Raw genomic sequence first — 15,017 nt, 5'->3', positions numbered from 1 at the left:
GCACTCTGAGGCGTTTCCAATCCAACCCTTCTGCGTCCCTTTCAACCGAGGTTCTTTTCATGGCTCCGTTCAAGCTCGCCATCATCGTCGGCAGCAACCGCAAGGCGTCGATCAACCGCAAACTGGCGCGTGCGCTCGCCAAGCTCGGCACCACGTCCTTCACGCCGCATTTCGTCGAGATCGACGATCTGCCGATGTACAATCAGGATCTGGAGGCTGCGGCCTGGCCGGATACGGCCACCCGATTGAAAGCCGAGATCGCGGAGGCGCACGCGCTGCTCGTCGTCACGCCAGAGCACAACCGCTCGATTCCCGCCGTGCTGAAGAATGCTATCGACTGGGCGGCGCGTCCCTCCGGCAAGGGCGTCTGGGGCGGTAAGCCCGTCGCCATCATCGGGGCGAGCCCCGGCGGCGTGGGCACGGCCTGCGCCCAGCAGCATCTGCGCGACATCCTCGGCAATCAGGGCGCGCTGGTGATGGGTGGCCAGATGTTCATCACCTGGAAGGACGGCCTGGTCGATGACGCCGACACGGTCACGATCGATGCGACCCGGGCCTTCCTGCAGGCATTCATGGACAAGTTCGCCGGTCTGGTCGGGAAGCTGGCTGCGTAAAGACGGCAATCGTCATGGCCAGCGTAAGCGAAGCGATCCGGGAGTTGCAGAGCGCTACGGCTCCGGACTGCCTCGCTTCGGCTCGCGATGACGGGATGGCCCAAGCCAAAAAAAAGCCGGCGTCCCGTGAGGGAGCCGGCCTTGAAAGTTTGAAACATCCGGCGCGAACGCCAAACATCTCAGAGGGGAACGGCTGAAACGAACTCAATGCCGGGAGGAGTTAGCAGAGCCCGTTCCGAACAACCGTGTTTGCTATATCGGGCAGCACATGCCTTTTTGCAATGCAGCATAGTTTGGGTCCGTCATGCGTCGCATGCATGCGTTGCGGTCAAATGCCGCAAATTGAGCCTAAATCATTGATAAATATGCGTACAAGACAGCCGTGGCGTCTTCGCCATCTGCGATGTCGTTCAGATTTGCCGCAGTGCGGTGTGGCTGGGCGTCGCGGTTGCGCGCCACGTCATGCATCCGGAGGATGCGCCGGCAGAAAAGCTGCCGGCGGCCTGCGAATCGACCCCGGCGCACCGGTGCCCGCGTCAGTAGGTCCAGCGCTGGGCCTTCTGGATCAGAAAGTCGCGGAAGACCTGGACGCGGGCGACCGACTTCATCTCTTCCGGATAGACCAGATAGCTCTCGAGATGAGGCATCTCCGTCTCGCGCATCAGTTGCACCAGCGGCGATCCGGTCTCGATCAGGTAATCCGGCAGCACTGCGATGCCGGCGCCCGAATCGACGGCCCGCTTCATCGCCGTGATGTTGTTGACGGTGAGGTGGATCGGGCGGGGGTTGCGGGCGTCCCGGCCGAGCGTCGCGAGCTGGTGCACCGCCGTCAGGTAGGATGGCGAGGTGCCGCCGAAGGTCAGCAGCCTGTGGTTGTCGAGATCCTCATAGCCCTTGGGTTCGCCGAAACGCTTCACATAGGCCGGCGAACCATAGACGTGGAAATGGACCGAGAAGAGCTTGCGCTGGATCAGGTCCGGCTGCTGCGGCTGGCGCAGGCGGATGGCGATGTCGGCCTCGCGCATCGACAGGTCGAGTTCCTCGTCGGTGAGGATCAGGTCGACCTTGATGTCGGGATAGAGATCGAGGAACTCGGCAAGGCGCGGCGTCAGCCAGTGCCCGCCGAGGCCGCGGGTCGCGGTCACCTTGAGCTCGCCGGACGGGTGCTCGCGCGTCTCGGAAAGCTGGGAGCGGGTCCGTTCGAGGCGCTGCGTCATCTCGCGCGCGGCCCGCCACAGCAGTTCACCTTGTTCGGTCAGGATCAGACCGCGCGTATGGCGATGAAACAACGGCGCCCGGAGTTCCCGCTCCAGCGCGCCAATCTGCCGGCTGACGGCGGATTGACTGAGACCGAGAACATCGCCAGCCTTGGTGAAGCTGCCGGACTCGGCGACGGTATAAAAGATCCTGATGCGGTCCCAATCCACCGCGGTCCCCCCGTTATGCGTTTCGTGCATGTTGGGGGCTAAAATGTTGGAACGTCAACGCCTCAGTCGCAAGGCAGTGCTGTTTTCGCACTGAATCTGGTTACCAAATCCATCAGATTCTGTGATGAGTTGTGGATCTGCGCTTATTCTGCCGCCTTCAGGTGCTCAAGCTCATTGGCCTGCAACCAGCGCTCGGCGTCGAGTGCGGCCATGCAGCCCATGCCAGCGGCTGTCACGGCCTGGCGATAATGCTCGTCGGTGACATCTCCCGCGGCGAAGACGCCGGGGATGTTGGTCTGGCTCGTGCCGGGCGTGACGTCGAGATAGCCGGTCTCGTTCATCGTGAGCTGGCCTGCGAACAGCTCGGTCGCCGGCTTGTGTCCGATGGCGATGAAGACGCCGTCGGTCTTCAGCTCGCTCTGCGCGCCGGTCTTGAGGTTGCTCAGGCGCAGATGGGTGACGTTGGGCGGCTGCGTGCCGCCGCAGATCTCCGCGATCTCGCTGTCCCAGACGACCTCGATCTTGGGATGCTTGAACAGACGCTCCTGCATGACCTTCTCGGCGCGCAGGCCGTCCCGGCGATGCACGAGCGTCACCTTGGCGGCGAGATTGGCGAGATAAAGCGCCTCCTCGACCGCGGTGTTGCCGCCGCCGACGACGACGACCTCCTTGTTGCGGAAGAAGAAGCCGTCACAGGTGGCGCAGGCCGAGACGCCGAAGCCCTGGAAGGTCTGCTCTGAGGGCAGGCCGAGCCATTTGGCCTGGGCGCCTGTCGCGATGATCAGCGCGTCGCAGGAATAGGTCTCGGAGCCGTCGCCCCAGAGCCGGAACGGGCGCTGCGAGAGATCGACGCGGGCGATGTGGTCGGAGACCATGCGCGTGCCCATGTGCTCGGCCTGGGCGCGCATCTGCTCCATCAGCCAGGGGCCCTGGATGACGTCGGCGAAGCCCGGATAATTCTCGACATCCGTCGTGATCATCAGCTGGCCGCCGGCCTGCATGCCGGAAATCAGCACCGGCTCCATCATGGCGCGGGCGGCATAGATCGCGGCGGTGTAGCCGGCGGGGCCCGAACCGATGATCATCACGCGGGCATGGGTGTGGGCCATGATCTGAGTTCCTCTTCCTACGCCTTGTCACATACGATGCCGGTGCGCCGATGCAAGCGTGGTCGGCCTCAAGATTAGGCGAGGTCGAGCTCGCGCCTGTGCATAAGCCAGCGCTCCCGCACGGCGTCGGCGATGGCTTGCGTCGAATCGACCGGCTCGTAGCGGGTGCCGTCGAGCCGTCCCTCGAAATGCCGGACGGCGCCTTCCCGCTTCAGCGCCTCCAGGAACTTCGCCAGCTTGCCATGGCCGCCATGGGGCTCGAAGACGAGGATCGGCACGCCCGTCGCCGTGGCCTCGCCGATCATGTTGGTGGAATCGGCCGTGGCGACGATGGCGTCGGCATTGGCGAGCAGTGCGACATAGGGGTTTTCGCCTGACCCGTCCCACCACCAGCCGCCATGGCGGGCAAAGACCGCGGCGACCGCCTTGTCGAGCTCGGGCGTGGTGCGGCGCGAGCGCGAGCCCATCAGTGCCACGCCCGAGCGGGCGAGCGTATCGAGCCCCTCGGCGAAGCTCACGATGTCCTGCGGCCGGAAGCGGTGATGGCGGCTGTCGCCGCCGACCAGCACGGCCGCGCGGGGCGAGGAGAGCGCTGCGATGGCAGCCGGCGGCTGCTGCCGCGCCTGTGCCAGCTGTTTCGGAGCAAGCCGATGCGGCGAGGTGATCGTCACCAGGACGTTTGGCCCGCGCAGGCGGTCATGTTCGGCCACCCAGATGAAGTCGGCCGCGCCGGTGCCGGTGCGCGGATCCTTCAGGATGACGGTGAATGTGCGCCCGTTGGACGCCTGTTTCACCGCCCGGACATAAGGGATCGCGCGACGTCCCGAGGCGATCAGGATGTCGGGGAAGGGCGGGCGGATCGGGCTGTCGGGCCGGTCGGGGCCCTCGCGCGGATCGATCGGCCCGCGCGGCATCAGCCAGGCGAAGGGCTTTCGCGGCGCGATCCGTCGGATATCCGGGACGATGCCCAGACGCTCGGCGACGCCGAGGCATTGCACCTCGTCGCCGGCCTTGCCGTCCGTCAGGACCCAGACGCTGGGAATTGGTTCGGCGGGCACCTCGAGGCTCCTTGCGTCGGCGCTGGCGGGCGACGTCTTGTCTGGCACAGTCAATGCCTTGTATCGCCCCGACGCTGCGTCTACACCAGCGCGACCTTGCTCCGGGGCCCCTTGTGCGATCCAAACTCGACGATATCGACCTGTCTATCCTGCGCGAATTGCAGGCTGACGGGCGCATGACCAATGTCGAGCTGGCAAGCCGCGTGGGGATTTCGCCGCCGCCCTGCCTTCGGCGGGTGCGGGCGCTCGAGGAGGCCGGACTGATCACCGGCTACCGTGCCCAGCTCGATGAAGGTAAGCTGGGGTTCGACGTCGTCTGCTTTGCCTTCGTGCATCTGGCCAGCCAGGCGGAGGCCGATCTCGAGGCGTTTCAGGCGCGAATCCGGGCCTGGTCCGCCGTGCGCGAATGCTGGAAGCTCTCGGGCGACATCGACTTCGTGCTGAAATGCGTCGCGCCCGATCTCAAGGCGTTCCAGGATTTCGTCGGCGAGCTGACCGGCCTGCCCAATGTCCGCAATGTCCGCACGGCACTGGCGCTCGACCGCGTCAAGGACGAGCCAATCGTGCCGTTCGAGTGAGGCTGCGCCTCACCCGCCGAGATAGCGCTTGATCCAGAGCGCGTTGTTCTCGATCAGGGCCGCGACCCGTCGCTGGTCGACATCGGGCCTGTACCAGGCGCCGCCCGAGCCGGAGTCGACCACCGACAGGATCGGGAAGGTCTGCAGAACCTCGCCGCGCGGGCCCAGCACAGTGATCTCGCTGTCGAAATTGTCGTTGCTGCCGCCGCCGCCCGTCGGCTTGCCGCCGCCGCTGCCGCCCGCGAAGCTCGACAGCCAGACACCCTTGACGAGGACATGCAGCGTCGCGCCCTTGCCGCGCTGATAAAGCGGGCCGAGCGTCTGCGCGAGCTGGCGTTCCATGTCGACGCGGATTTTGTCGGCGTTTTCACCCCAGCCCTGCCTGGCGATGCGCGCGGTATCGACTCGGATCGCCCCGATGGTCCGGGCCTGGGCGAGGGCGGCTGTGACGAGAGCCGGCGAGAGCGCCAGCGCTGCGCCGGTCAGTCCGAGCGAAAGGAGGTTTCGACGCGTCGTCATCGGGTTGCTCCAGCGATCCTTCCGAAGATGTAGTCGTCGCCAGCGCATTGTCCAAGTGGCTGGCCTTGCGGCTTTGGCTGCCGCTGTTCGCATGCTTAAAGGGAGCAATAGGGACGCAGCGTATGTTCACGGAAATCGTCAAGCTCTGGGTCGTGATCGATCCGATCGGCACCTTGCCCGTCTTTCTCGCCGTGACGGCCGGCTTGAGTGCCGCGGCCGCGCGTGCCGTCGCGATTCGCGGAACGCTCGTCGCCTTCGGCGTCCTGGTGTTCTTCGTCGTCGCCGGACAGGTGTTGCTGACCGCGATGGACATCGCGCTGACCTCCTTCGAGATCGCCGGCAACATCGTGCTCTTCCTGTTCGCGCTGACGATGATCTTCGGCGAATCGAAGCTGGAGGAGGATCAGAAGCTGCTGCGGACGTCCGACCTCGAGCGTGCCGTCTATCCGCTGGCGATTCCGAGCATCGCCAGCCCCGGTGCGATGCTGACCGTGATGACGGTGACGGACAATTCGCGCTTCAGCATCGCCGAACAGGCCGAGACCGTGCTTCAGATCTCGGGGATTCTGGCGGTCACGCTCGTGCTGATGCTTTGCGCGACCCGCATCATCGGGCTGATCGGCAATGCCGGCGCCAGCGTCATCAGCCGGGTGATGGGGCTGATCCTGGCCAGCGTCGCCGTCGATGGAATCATCAAGGCGCTGCGGACGGTGATTGCGGGGTAGGGGAGGCTACCGCGTCATGCTCGGGCCTGACCCGAGCATCTCCGGCCGCAGGAGGCTCCAGCACGCATTCTTCACGAGATTCTCGGGTCGAAGCTTCGCTTCGCCCGAGAATGACGAGGTGACTCTCAGCGGAAAATGACGCTGACGACCTCGTAGGACTTGCCGCCGCCGGGTGTGTTGACCTGCACGGAATCGCCGACTTTCTTGCCGATCAGCGCGCGCGCGATCGGGGAGCCGATCGAGACCTTGCCGGATTTCACGTCCGATTCCGGCTCGCCGACGATCTGGTAGTTCTTCTCTTCCTCGGTGTCGTCGTCGATCAGCTTGACGGTCGCGCCGAACTTGATCGTGTCGCTGCCGGCGAGCTTGGCGATGTCGATGATGTCGGCCCGGCCGATCAACGATTCGAGCTCCTGGATGCGGCCTTCATTGAGAGCCTGCGATTCCTTGGCGGCGTGGTACTCGGCGTTTTCCGAGAGATCGCCATGGGCTCGCGCCTCCGAGATCGCCGCGATGATGCGCTGGCGCTGCACCTGCTGGCGATCCTTGAGCTCGGCCTCCAGAGCGGCGAAGCCGCCGGCGGTCATCGGAACCTTTTCCATCGTCTCGTCCCATTATCCGAAAGCGGATGCCCACCGGCGGCTGCTCTGCCGCCCGCGTCCCGCTTCCCGTCGTTTCTCTAAACTTCGGCGCGTGCCGCCTTCAGGCGGCGCTAACGAAGTAGGATTGCAGCGATCTGACTTCGAGATCGCCGCTGCAATAGGCCTTGATGCCTTCCGCCGCCGCGATCGCTCCGGCCAAGGTGGTATAATAGGGAACCTTGTGCAAGAGGGCCGTTCGGCGAAGCGAGCGTGAATCCGCCAGCGCTTGCGGGCCGTCGGTGGTGTTGAAGACGAGCTGGATTTCGCCGTTCTTGATGGCATCGACGACGTGCGGCCGGCCTTCCAGGACCTTGTTGATCTTGGCGGCCGGGATGCCCTCGTCCTGCAGCAGGCGCAGCGTGCCGCCGGTCGCCAGAACGCGGAAACCGAGATCGGCGAGCATCCGGACGCTTGCGACGATGCGCGGCTTGTCCTCGTCGCGGACCGAGACAAAGACGGTGCCCTTGACCGGCACCTTCGAGCCGGCGCCGAGCTGGCTCTTGGCGAACGCGATGTCGAAGGAGCGGTCGAGCCCGATGACCTCGCCGGTCGAGCGCATCTCCGGCCCGAGCAGCACGTCGACGCCGGGGAAGCGCGCGAAGGGGAAGACCGCTTCCTTGACGCCGACATGGCCGAGCGGTTGCGTCTTCAGGCCGAAGCTCGCCAGGCTTTCGCCGGCCATGATGCGGGCTGCGATCTTGGCGACGGGGATGCCGACGACCTTGGCGACGAAGGGCACGGTGCGCGAGGCGCGGGGGTTCACCTCCAGCACGTAGATGTCGCCGTCCTTGATGGCGTACTGGACGTTCATCAGCCCGCCGACATCGAGCGCCAGCGCCATGGCGCGGGTCTGGCGCTCCAGTTCGGCTATGGTCTCGGGCGAAAGCGAGCGCGGCGGCAGAGAGCATGCCGAATCGCCGGAGTGGATGCCGGCTTCCTCGATATGCTCCATGATCCCGGCGATGAAGGCCTCCTTGCCGTCGGCGAGGCAGTCGACATCGACCTCGATCGCATCCGACAGGTAGCGGTCGAACAGCAGCGGGTTCTTGCCGAGCACCGTGTTGATCTGGCCGGTCTTGTCGTTGGGATACTTCGCCTTGACCTCTGAGGGGATCAGCGAGGGCAGGGTGCCCAGCAGATAATCCTCGAACATGGCCTCGTCGCGGATGATCGCCATGGCGCGGCCGCCGAGCACATAGGAGGGGCGCACCACGAAGGGCAGGCCGAGCTCGGCCACGATCATGCGCGCCTGCTCGACCGAGTAGGCGATGCCGTTCTTGGGCTGCTTGAGCTGGAGCTTGTCGAGCAGGCGCTTGAAGCGGTCGCGATCCTCGGCGAGGTCGATCGCGTCGGGCGAGGTGCCCAGGATCGGGATGCCGGCCTGCTCCAGAGCATTGGCGAGCTTCAGCGGGGTCTGTCCGCCGAACTGGACGATGACGCCGTGCAGCGTGCCGTTCTGCTTCTCGGTTTCGAGGATTTCGAGCACGTCCTCGGCGGTCAGCGGCTCGAAATAGAGCCGGTCGGAGGTGTCGTAGTCGGTCGAGACCGTCTCAGGGTTGCAGTTGACCATGATGGTCTCGTAGCCCGCATCCTTCAGCGCATAGCAGGCATGGCAGCAGCAATAGTCGAACTCGATGCCCTGGCCGATGCGGTTGGGGCCGCCGCCGAGAATGACGACCTTCTTGCGGTCCGTCGGCTGGGCCTCGTCGGCGGCCGCGCCCATGAAGGGCATGGCGTAGGTCGAGTACATATAGGCCGTCGGCGAGGTGAATTCGGCGGCGCAGGTGTCGATGCGCTTGTAGACAGGGCGCACGTCGAGCGAGCGCCTGAGCGCGCGCACCTCGGTCTCGGTCTTGCCGGCGACGGCGGCGAGGCGCTTGTCGGAGAAGCCCATCGCCTTGACCTGCCGGAAGGCGCCCGGCGTCTGCGGCAGGCCGAACTGGCGCACCTTCTCCTCGGTGTCGACGATGCCGCGCATCTGCTCGAGGAACCAGGGGTCGATGCGGCAGCTCTCATGGATCTGCGCGTCGGTGAAGCCAAAGCGCATCGCCTGGGCGACCTGCAGGATGCGGTCGGGCGTCGGCGTCGAGAGTGCGGCCTTGATCGCGTTCTTGTCGTCGCCCTTGCCCATGCCTTCGACCTCGATCTCGTCGAGGCCGTCGAGCCCGGTTTCCAAGGAACGCAGCGCCTTCTGCAGCGATTCCTGGAAGGTCCGGCCGATCGCCATGGCCTCGCCGACCGACTTCATCGCGGTGGTCAGCGTCGGCTCGGCACCGGGGAATTTCTCGAAGGCGAAGCGCGGGATCTTGGTGACGACATAGTCGATCGTCGGCTCGAAGGAGGCCGGGGTCGCGCCGCCGGTGATGTCGTTCTCGATCTCGTCGAGCGTGTAGCCGACGGCCAGACGCGCCGCGACCTTGGCGATCGGGAAGCCGGTGGCCTTGGAGGCCAGCGCCGAGGAACGCGAGACGCGCGGGTTCATCTCGATAACGATCATCCGGCCGGTCTCCGGATCGACCGCGAACTGCACGTTCGAGCCGCCGGTCTCGACGCCGATCTCGCGCAGCACCGCCAGCGAGGCGTCGCGCATAATCTGGTATTCCTTGTCGGTCAGCGTCAGCGCGGGGGCCACCGTGATCGAATCGCCGGTGTGGACGCCCATCGGGTCGAGATTCTCGATCGAGCAGACGATGATGCAGTTGTCCTTCTTATCGCGGACCACCTCCATCTCGTATTCTTTCCAGCCGAGCACGCTCTCCTCGATCAGGACCTCGCTGGTCGGCGAGGCGTCGAAGCCGCGTTCGCAGATCTCGATGAACTCGCCCTTGTTGTAGGCGATGCCGCCGCCGGTGCCGCCCATGGTGAAGGACGGGCGGATGATGGCGGGAAGGCCAATATCCTCGAGCGCGGTCAGCGCCTGGCCGAGATTCTTGACATGGTGCGAACGTGGCGTGTCCAGCCCGATCTTGGTCATCGCGTTGCGGAAGAGCTCGCGATCCTCGGCCTTGTCGATCGCCTCGGCGGTGGCGCCGATCATTTCGACGTCGAACTTCTCGAGAACGCTGATCTTGCTGCCATCGGGCTGGACGATCGACTTCTTGTTGAGCGAGAGCGCGCAGTTCAGCGCGGTCTGGCCGCCCATGGTCGGCAGCAGGGCGAAGCCGCCGGGGAGCACATTGCGCTCCTTCTCGATGATCTTGGCGACGATCTCGGGCGTGATCGGCTCGACATAGGTCGCATCCGCCAGGTCGGGATCGGTCATGATCGTCGCCGGGTTCGAGTTGACCAGCACGATGCGGTAGCCCTCGGCCTTCAGCGTCTTCACGGCTTGCGTGCCGGAATAGTCGAACTCGCAGGCCTGGCCGATGATGATGGGGCCCGCGCCGATGATCAGGATGGTCTTGATGTCTGTGCGCTTGGGCATGGGGCTCGGCTCTGATCTCGACAAGGGCGCGCGCCACTGGCGGTCCGATCGAGCGAGCGGGCCGGGGCGAGCGCCTGAATTGAATGCTAGGCGCTCGCTATAGAGGGGCAAGGCGGCGGGGGGAAGCGGAAACCGCTCCCCGCCGACCTCAGCGCACAGGCTGAGCGGCCTTTGCCAAATCCGTTCAGGCTTCGTTGGGGCAATGCCTGTATAAGCCCGGTCCATGCCGCTTCGCCGCTATCCGCGCCAGACCCGCCAGCTTCTCGCCTATGTGTTTGCCGGTGGCCTCACGGCTGTGGCGCATTACGGCGTGCTGGTCGGGCTCGTCGAGCTCGCCCATGTCAATCCCGTGCCAGCGACCCTTGCCGGCTTCATCGTCGGCGCGGTCGTTTCGTATCTGCTCAACCGCTGGATGACCTTCGACGCGACCCACAGCCATGCCCAGGCGACCTGGCGTTTCGCCCTGATCGCGGCCGGAGGCTTCGTGCTGACCTGGGTGCTGATGCACCTGTTCGTCGCGCGGTTCGACTTGCCCTACCTGCCGATGCAGTTCGTCACGACGGGGTTCGTGATGGTGTTCTCGTTCCTCGGGCACAAGTTCTTCAGTTTTGCCGATCGGGCCGTTTGAACGCAGCCGGCGCTATCAGGCGACGTCGCCGAGCGAAACGCGTCCCGCAGCCAGATCGGCGAGCAGCGCGACATGGATGTCCAGCGCATCGATGACCCTGTAGCCCGGATCCTGCCCGTCGAAGGCCAGGTTGAGGTCGGTGCCTGCGAGAACGATGGCGTCGGCTCCAGCTGCGATCATGCGTCGTCCGGCGTCGAGAAAGCGCTCCCTTTGCCCGCTTGAGCAGGCGCCGGCGACAGCGACGTCCTGGTAGGTTTGGCCGAGTATCTCGATCTCGTCGTCGAGCGCGATCGCGTCGGTGCGCGCGAGCTGGCCGTAGAGCCGCGTGCGCATTACCACGCGCGTTCCAAGCAGCCCGATCCGCTTGATGCCCTGCTCGACGAAATAGGCATCGAGCGGTGCGACGGCGGAGACGATTGGCAATGGCGACAGCGCGGCCAGTTCGTCCAGGCAGAAATGCGCACCGAGGGACGACAGGGCGATGCAGTCGCAGCCCGCGTCGTTCAAGCGCTGGACGAGCGGCAGGAAGGCGCGCGCCTGTTCCTCCCTGCGGTCGGCCAGATTGTTTCGGATCAGCTCCTGAATCTCGCCATGGGCGATCGTCAGCTCAAGCCTTGCCACGCCACGCGCTGCCGCGGCAGCCGTCAGGCGCTGGTAATAGACGATCGTCGCCGCAACGCCGATGCCGCCGATCAAGCCGATATGCATGCGAGATGTCCCTGAAGAGGCGCCGTGGCGCGGCTGGTTAGGCCGGCTTCGTACCCGCAAATGTCATCCGGTGCGGGTTGTGGCCGAAGTTCTTCGCTGGCGTCACGTCCTCGAAGCCCGCTGCCGCGATCAGCCCGGCGATCTCGTCGATCCGGTAGGTCGAGAGCCCGTATTGGGCCCTGAGCTTGCGATAGTCCGAGAAGACGGTGCGGACAAGGCCGGCGAGCGCGGCGATCAGGAAGCCGCCTCGCCAGGCGAAGGCGAGCAGCTGCGAGGCGTCGGTCAGCGGGCTGACATCAGGCGGGATGATGTCGGCGACGACGAGCTTGCCGCCCGGCTTGAGCTTGCGGCGCCAGGTCGCGAGCAGCGCCACCAACTCATCGCGCGAGAGATACTGGATCAGCGAATTGGCGACGACCAGATCGAGCCTGTCCTCAGGCAGCGCCTCGACCTCCTCGGGCGAGACGACAGAGACATTCGCCTTGCCGCCGAGCATTGCCCGCAGCTTGTCGCGCACGCTGGGCGCGGCCTCGCAGAGATAGAGCTGTCCGCAGGCAGCCGCGACACGCGCCGCATCGAGCGCCTCGCCGCAGCCATGGTCGAGGGCGACGGCGTCGCTTGCCGGGATATGGGAGATCAGGTCGGTGGCGATCCCGCGATAATGCAGGGCCTTGTGGCGCGGCGAGACATAGATCGCGTGCTCGCCGTTCCAGAAATCGCGCCAGGACATCGTCTCGCCATTCCCCAGGGATCGCGCCGAAAGCCTCGGGCGCAGCGGCGAGCACTATGCGCAGGGCGACGTCCATAGCAAGCCGCGCGGGCGCTCAAAGCGGCGACACGACCCGTTCGTCGTGGCTGTGGATGAAGGTCAGCGCGGCGCCCCGGAACATCGTCCAGGCGGGGACCGTCGCATCTGCGAAGCTGGGCATGCGGTCGTTTTTCGGGGGCTCGGCATCGAGCGGGTCGCCGGTGAGAACGCTGTCGGGGTCGATCCTCGCAGAGCGGCACAAAGCGCGGGCAATTCGGGTGATTCTCTCGTCTTCCATGGCAGGCTCCGGCAAGGTCCAGCGCTGAAACGCCGATCCCGACCGCCGGTTCCGCCCGGCTGCCTGTCCGGTCGCGTCTCGTGCCGCGTTTCGGCCATGGGCATGGTGCCGATCTTCGATGTCCAGCGGCCAGGCTTGCCGTCATGTCCGACCCCAAGGCTTGGCGTCCGGATCCGGGGCCGGCGTTGGACGGGAGGCACGACAGCGACGGTTCCCACCGTCGCCGATCATGTTCTATGGTCGGGCCGAATCCAGAGGGTTGCGATGTTGCTGCTACCGAGATTGCTGAAGAATTTCGTCAGGCAGGGCCGCCTGACGGTGATCACGCCGGACGACAAGCGTCATGTCTTCGGGCCGGGGCCTGGCGAGTTGCTCTTCGCCGGCGTCGTCAAGACCGCGCCTGCGGTGACGGTGCGCTTCCATGACGACAGGATCGAGCGCGAGCTTTTCCTGAATCCGGAGCTGGCGCTGGCCGAAGGCTACATGGATGGTCGGATCGACTTCGAGGAAGGCTCGATCCACGATCTGCTGACGCTGTTCTGGCTGCAGCGCAAGGAGTTGCGCAAGCACCCGATCCAGAAGGTCATCCGCAACGTCCGCTTCCGGATCAGGCGTTTCCGGATGCACAATCCACTCGGCGTCGCGGGCAAGAAGGTCAAACACCACTACGACATCCCGACCGAGTTCTACAAACTCTGGCTCGACGAGACGATGACCTATTCCTGCGCCTATTGGCACAGCCCTGAGGTCGGGCTGGAAGCGGCGCAGCAGGCGAAGCTCAGGCATATCGCGGCCAAGCTGAAGATCGAGCCGGGCATGACCGTCCTCGACATCGGCTCGGGCTGGGGGCAGCTCGCGATCTATCTGGCGAAGGCCTGCGGGGCGAAAGTCACCGGGCTCAACGTCTCGCCCGACCAGATGGCGGCGGCGCAGCAGCGGGCTGAAGCCGCGGGCGTCACTGAGGCCGTAACCTTCGTCAACAAGGATTATCGCGAGCTCACGGGGCGCTTCGACCGCGTCGTCTCGGTCGGCATGATGGAGCATGTCGGCGTCGCGCATTACCTCGAATATTTCGAAAAGATCCGCGATCTGCTGACGGCGGATGGGATCGCGCTGGTGCATTGCATCGGCCGCGTCGGCCCGCCGGGCTTCACCGGCCCGTTCTTCGACAAATACATCTTCCCCGGCGGCTATGCGCCGGCCATGTCGGAGGTGTTCGCTGCGGTCGAGCAGACCGGGTTGTGGTCGTCCGACTGCGAATTCTGGCGCCGGCACTACCACTGGACGCTGGAAGCCTGGCGCGAGCGCTTCATGGCGCATCGGCCGGAGGTCGTGGCGATGATGGGCGAGCGTTTCGCACGGATGTGGGAGTTCTATCTCGGCGCCTGCTCGGTCTCCTTCGACATCGGCGGCGACATGGTGTTCCAGCTCCTGCTCGGCCCGCACAAGAGCGCCGTGCCGGTGGTGCGCGACTACATCACCGATGCCGAGAAGGCGCTGGAGGCGCGGGGGTTCTGAACTGCGCTCAGGCGTCGCGAGCAAAGTCCAGTACGATCAGTGCCTCGTCGACGAAGACGCCCTCAACGCGCAGCGCCTTTTCTTCCAGCCCGTAGTGCCGGAAGCCGAGGCTCTCATAGAGCCGCAGCGCCGGTGCATTGGTCACCCCGACGGCGGCCTGCAGCAACACGACTTGGGGCCGTGCATGGTCGATGACGGCCGTGACCAGCCTGCGGCCCAGCTCACGACCGCGATGGCCCGGCGCGACATGGACGCCGACGAGCAGGCCCTTGTGACGGGATTTCGGCGACTGGTCCGGCACGACGAAGCCGGCCGTCCCGACAAGATCGTCTCCGGCAAAGGCGCCGAAGACGCAGTTCAGCGGGCCGCCATCGAGGCGCTTCGCCGTCATTTCCAGGCTGCGCGCGGCCTCGTCCTCATAGCTCGCGCCGAAGGCTTCCGGATGGTCGCGCAGGGCTTGGAGGCGCAGCGCGCGATAAGCGGCGGCGTCGGCCGGGATGAGCAGGTGGATGAGGGGCAGCGCGTCCATCCCGTCATCCCATCACGGCGAGCGTTGTCGCGGCAAGGCTCTATGCCTCAGCCCCGACTGTGGCGCGGGCGGGCGATCTCGCCGCGCTGGCCGGCGCGCGCCATCTCGAAGCTGTCGGCGATGCGCCTGGCCCTGACAATGAAGGCCTGCGCGATGTCGGGCGCGCCGCAGACCTCATGGGCTGTCTCCTCGAACAGCACGAGCCAGCGGTCGAAATGCTGCGGTTCGAGCGGCAGGATCAGATGCGGGCGCATCGGCCGGCCCTGATAGCGCCCGGTCCGAAGCATTACCGAGCTCCAGAAATCGGTGATGTTGGCGATGTGCTCGTCCCAGTGCTGCACAGCGCCCATGAAGACCGGGCCGATCACGGCATCCTCGCGCGCCCGCTCGTAGAACCGCCGCACGAGCGTCGCGATCATCGCCTCGGTGATGGTGGGGTGGGCTGCGCCGGGGCGGGTGAGGGGATTGTCGGTCATTGGCGCCTGCCTCGTCC

General features: G+C 65.6%; 16 protein-coding genes. 5 read left to right on the top strand and 11 right to left on the bottom strand.

Annotated elements, in window-relative coordinates; translation table 11 throughout:
* The first annotated feature begins 59 nt into the window (after positions 1–59).
* Entirely contained in the window at positions 60–614 is a 555-nt protein-coding gene (locus AE618_RS20080; protein WP_054210848.1) for an NADPH-dependent FMN reductase, read from the top strand.
* A 536-nt stretch (positions 615–1,150) separates the two neighbouring features.
* Here the strand turns inward: AE618_RS20080 and AE618_RS20075 are convergent.
* The 3 genes from AE618_RS20075 to AE618_RS20065 all read right to left on the bottom strand — a co-directional run bounded on the left by AE618_RS20075 (position 1,151) and on the right by AE618_RS20065 (position 4,208).
* Positions 1,151–2,041 carry a LysR family transcriptional regulator gene (locus AE618_RS20075; RefSeq protein WP_054210847.1) on the bottom strand — a complete coding sequence of 297 codons (891 nt, stop codon included), beginning with the start codon at positions 2,039–2,041 and terminating at the stop codon, positions 1,151–1,153.
* Between the two features lie 143 nt (positions 2,042–2,184).
* Positions 2,185–3,150 carry a thioredoxin-disulfide reductase gene (gene trxB / locus AE618_RS20070; RefSeq protein ID WP_054210846.1) on the bottom strand — a complete coding sequence of 322 codons (966 nt, stop codon included), beginning with the start codon at positions 3,148–3,150 and terminating at the stop codon, positions 2,185–2,187.
* Positions 3,151–3,224: 74 nt separating this feature from the next.
* Positions 3,225–4,208, bottom strand: coding sequence for a mitochondrial fission ELM1 family protein (locus AE618_RS20065; RefSeq protein WP_054210845.1), 984 nt, complete (start codon positions 4,206–4,208; stop codon positions 3,225–3,227).
* Between the two features lie 113 nt (positions 4,209–4,321).
* Here AE618_RS20065 and AE618_RS20060 point away from each other — a divergent pair, with 113 nt between their 5' ends.
* Positions 4,322–4,786: an Lrp/AsnC family transcriptional regulator gene (locus AE618_RS20060; RefSeq protein ID WP_054210844.1), complete on the top strand. Its 465-nt coding sequence runs from the start codon at positions 4,322–4,324 to the stop codon at positions 4,784–4,786.
* A gap of 9 nt (positions 4,787–4,795) precedes the next feature.
* Here AE618_RS20060 and AE618_RS20055 read toward each other — a convergent pair whose 3' ends face one another.
* Positions 4,796–5,305 (bottom strand): hypothetical protein, encoded by a 510-nt coding sequence (locus AE618_RS20055; RefSeq protein ID WP_054210843.1) that lies wholly within the window; start codon positions 5,303–5,305, stop codon positions 4,796–4,798.
* 122 nt (positions 5,306–5,427) lie between these two features.
* Here AE618_RS20055 and AE618_RS20050 point away from each other — a divergent pair, with 122 nt between their 5' ends.
* Entirely contained in the window at positions 5,428–6,030 is a 603-nt protein-coding gene (locus AE618_RS20050) for a MarC family protein (protein ID WP_054210842.1), read from the top strand.
* Between the two features lie 125 nt (positions 6,031–6,155).
* Here AE618_RS20050 and greA read toward each other — a convergent pair whose 3' ends face one another.
* Entirely contained in the window at positions 6,156–6,632 is a 477-nt protein-coding gene (greA, locus tag AE618_RS20045) for a transcription elongation factor GreA (RefSeq protein WP_054210841.1), read from the bottom strand.
* A gap of 100 nt (positions 6,633–6,732) precedes the next feature.
* Entirely contained in the window at positions 6,733–10,095 is a 3,363-nt protein-coding gene (gene carB, locus AE618_RS20040; protein WP_054210840.1) for a carbamoyl-phosphate synthase large subunit, read from the bottom strand.
* Between the two features lie 223 nt (positions 10,096–10,318).
* On the opposite strand from carB, the gene AE618_RS20035 reads away from it, so the two are divergent.
* Positions 10,319–10,723, top strand: a complete 405-nt coding sequence (locus AE618_RS20035; protein WP_054210839.1) for a GtrA family protein — start codon at positions 10,319–10,321, stop codon at positions 10,721–10,723.
* Between the two features lie 15 nt (positions 10,724–10,738).
* Here AE618_RS20035 and AE618_RS20030 read toward each other — a convergent pair whose 3' ends face one another.
* The 3 genes from AE618_RS20030 to AE618_RS20020 all read right to left on the bottom strand — a co-directional run bounded on the left by AE618_RS20030 (position 10,739) and on the right by AE618_RS20020 (position 12,477).
* Positions 10,739–11,431: an aspartate/glutamate racemase family protein gene (locus AE618_RS20030; protein WP_054210838.1), complete on the bottom strand. Its 693-nt coding sequence runs from the start codon at positions 11,429–11,431 to the stop codon at positions 10,739–10,741.
* 37 nt (positions 11,432–11,468) lie between these two features.
* A complete protein-coding gene (locus AE618_RS20025) occupies positions 11,469–12,161 on the bottom strand; it encodes a class I SAM-dependent methyltransferase (protein WP_054210837.1) in 693 nt (230 codons plus the stop codon).
* 94 nt (positions 12,162–12,255) lie between these two features.
* Complete coding sequence (locus tag AE618_RS20020; RefSeq protein ID WP_156330387.1) at positions 12,256–12,477, bottom strand: hypothetical protein; 222 nt, start codon at positions 12,475–12,477, stop codon at positions 12,256–12,258.
* Positions 12,478–12,741: 264 nt separating this feature from the next.
* Between AE618_RS20020 and AE618_RS20015 the strand changes: the two genes are divergently transcribed.
* Complete coding sequence (locus AE618_RS20015; RefSeq protein ID WP_054210835.1) at positions 12,742–13,995, top strand: SAM-dependent methyltransferase; 1,254 nt, start codon at positions 12,742–12,744, stop codon at positions 13,993–13,995.
* A 7-nt stretch (positions 13,996–14,002) separates the two neighbouring features.
* On the opposite strand, the gene AE618_RS20010 is transcribed toward AE618_RS20015, so the two are convergent.
* Together AE618_RS20010 and AE618_RS20005 are read right to left on the bottom strand one after the other, a co-directional pair.
* Positions 14,003–14,524, bottom strand: a complete 522-nt coding sequence (locus tag AE618_RS20010) for a GNAT family N-acetyltransferase (protein WP_054210834.1) — start codon at positions 14,522–14,524, stop codon at positions 14,003–14,005.
* A 47-nt stretch (positions 14,525–14,571) separates the two neighbouring features.
* On the bottom strand, positions 14,572–15,000 hold the full coding sequence (locus AE618_RS20005) for a group III truncated hemoglobin (protein WP_054210833.1): 429 nt from the start codon (positions 14,998–15,000) through the stop codon (positions 14,572–14,574).
* Positions 15,001–15,017: the final 17 nt, after the last annotated feature.

Origin of the sequence: Allobosea vaviloviae (assembly GCF_001298265.1) — a bacterium.
Taxonomy (GTDB): domain Bacteria; phylum Pseudomonadota; class Alphaproteobacteria; order Rhizobiales; family Beijerinckiaceae; genus Allobosea; species Allobosea vaviloviae_B.
Note: the sequence above shows the minus strand (reverse complement) of the source record. Positions and strands in the feature narration are given on the sequence as shown.

Excerpts from the sequence above, each read along its gene's own strand:
- AE618_RS20080 (WP_054210848.1), top strand. The coding sequence starts at position 60 with ATGGCTCCGTTCAAGCTCGCCATCATCGTCGGCAGCAACCGCAAGGCG.
- trxB (WP_054210846.1), bottom strand. The coding sequence starts at position 3,150 with ATGGCCCACACCCATGCCCGCGTGATGATCATCGGTTCGGGCCCCGCC.
- AE618_RS20055 (WP_054210843.1), bottom strand. The coding sequence starts at position 5,305 with ATGACGACGCGTCGAAACCTCCTTTCGCTCGGACTGACCGGCGCAGCG.
- AE618_RS20050 (WP_054210842.1), top strand. The coding sequence starts at position 5,428 with ATGTTCACGGAAATCGTCAAGCTCTGGGTCGTGATCGATCCGATCGGC.
- greA (WP_054210841.1), bottom strand. The coding sequence starts at position 6,632 with ATGGAAAAGGTTCCGATGACCGCCGGCGGCTTCGCCGCTCTGGAGGCC.
- carB (WP_054210840.1), bottom strand. The coding sequence starts at position 10,095 with ATGCCCAAGCGCACAGACATCAAGACCATCCTGATCATCGGCGCGGGC.
- AE618_RS20035 (WP_054210839.1), top strand. The coding sequence starts at position 10,319 with ATGCCGCTTCGCCGCTATCCGCGCCAGACCCGCCAGCTTCTCGCCTAT.
- AE618_RS20030 (WP_054210838.1), bottom strand. The coding sequence starts at position 11,431 with ATGCATATCGGCTTGATCGGCGGCATCGGCGTTGCGGCGACGATCGTC.
- AE618_RS20025 (WP_054210837.1), bottom strand. The coding sequence starts at position 12,161 with ATGTCCTGGCGCGATTTCTGGAACGGCGAGCACGCGATCTATGTCTCG.
- AE618_RS20020 (WP_156330387.1), bottom strand. The coding sequence starts at position 12,477 with ATGGAAGACGAGAGAATCACCCGAATTGCCCGCGCTTTGTGCCGCTCT.
- AE618_RS20015 (WP_054210835.1), top strand. The coding sequence starts at position 12,742 with ATGTTGCTGCTACCGAGATTGCTGAAGAATTTCGTCAGGCAGGGCCGC.
- AE618_RS20010 (WP_054210834.1), bottom strand. The coding sequence starts at position 14,524 with ATGGACGCGCTGCCCCTCATCCACCTGCTCATCCCGGCCGACGCCGCC.
- AE618_RS20005 (WP_054210833.1), bottom strand. The coding sequence starts at position 15,000 with ATGACCGACAATCCCCTCACCCGCCCCGGCGCAGCCCACCCCACCATC.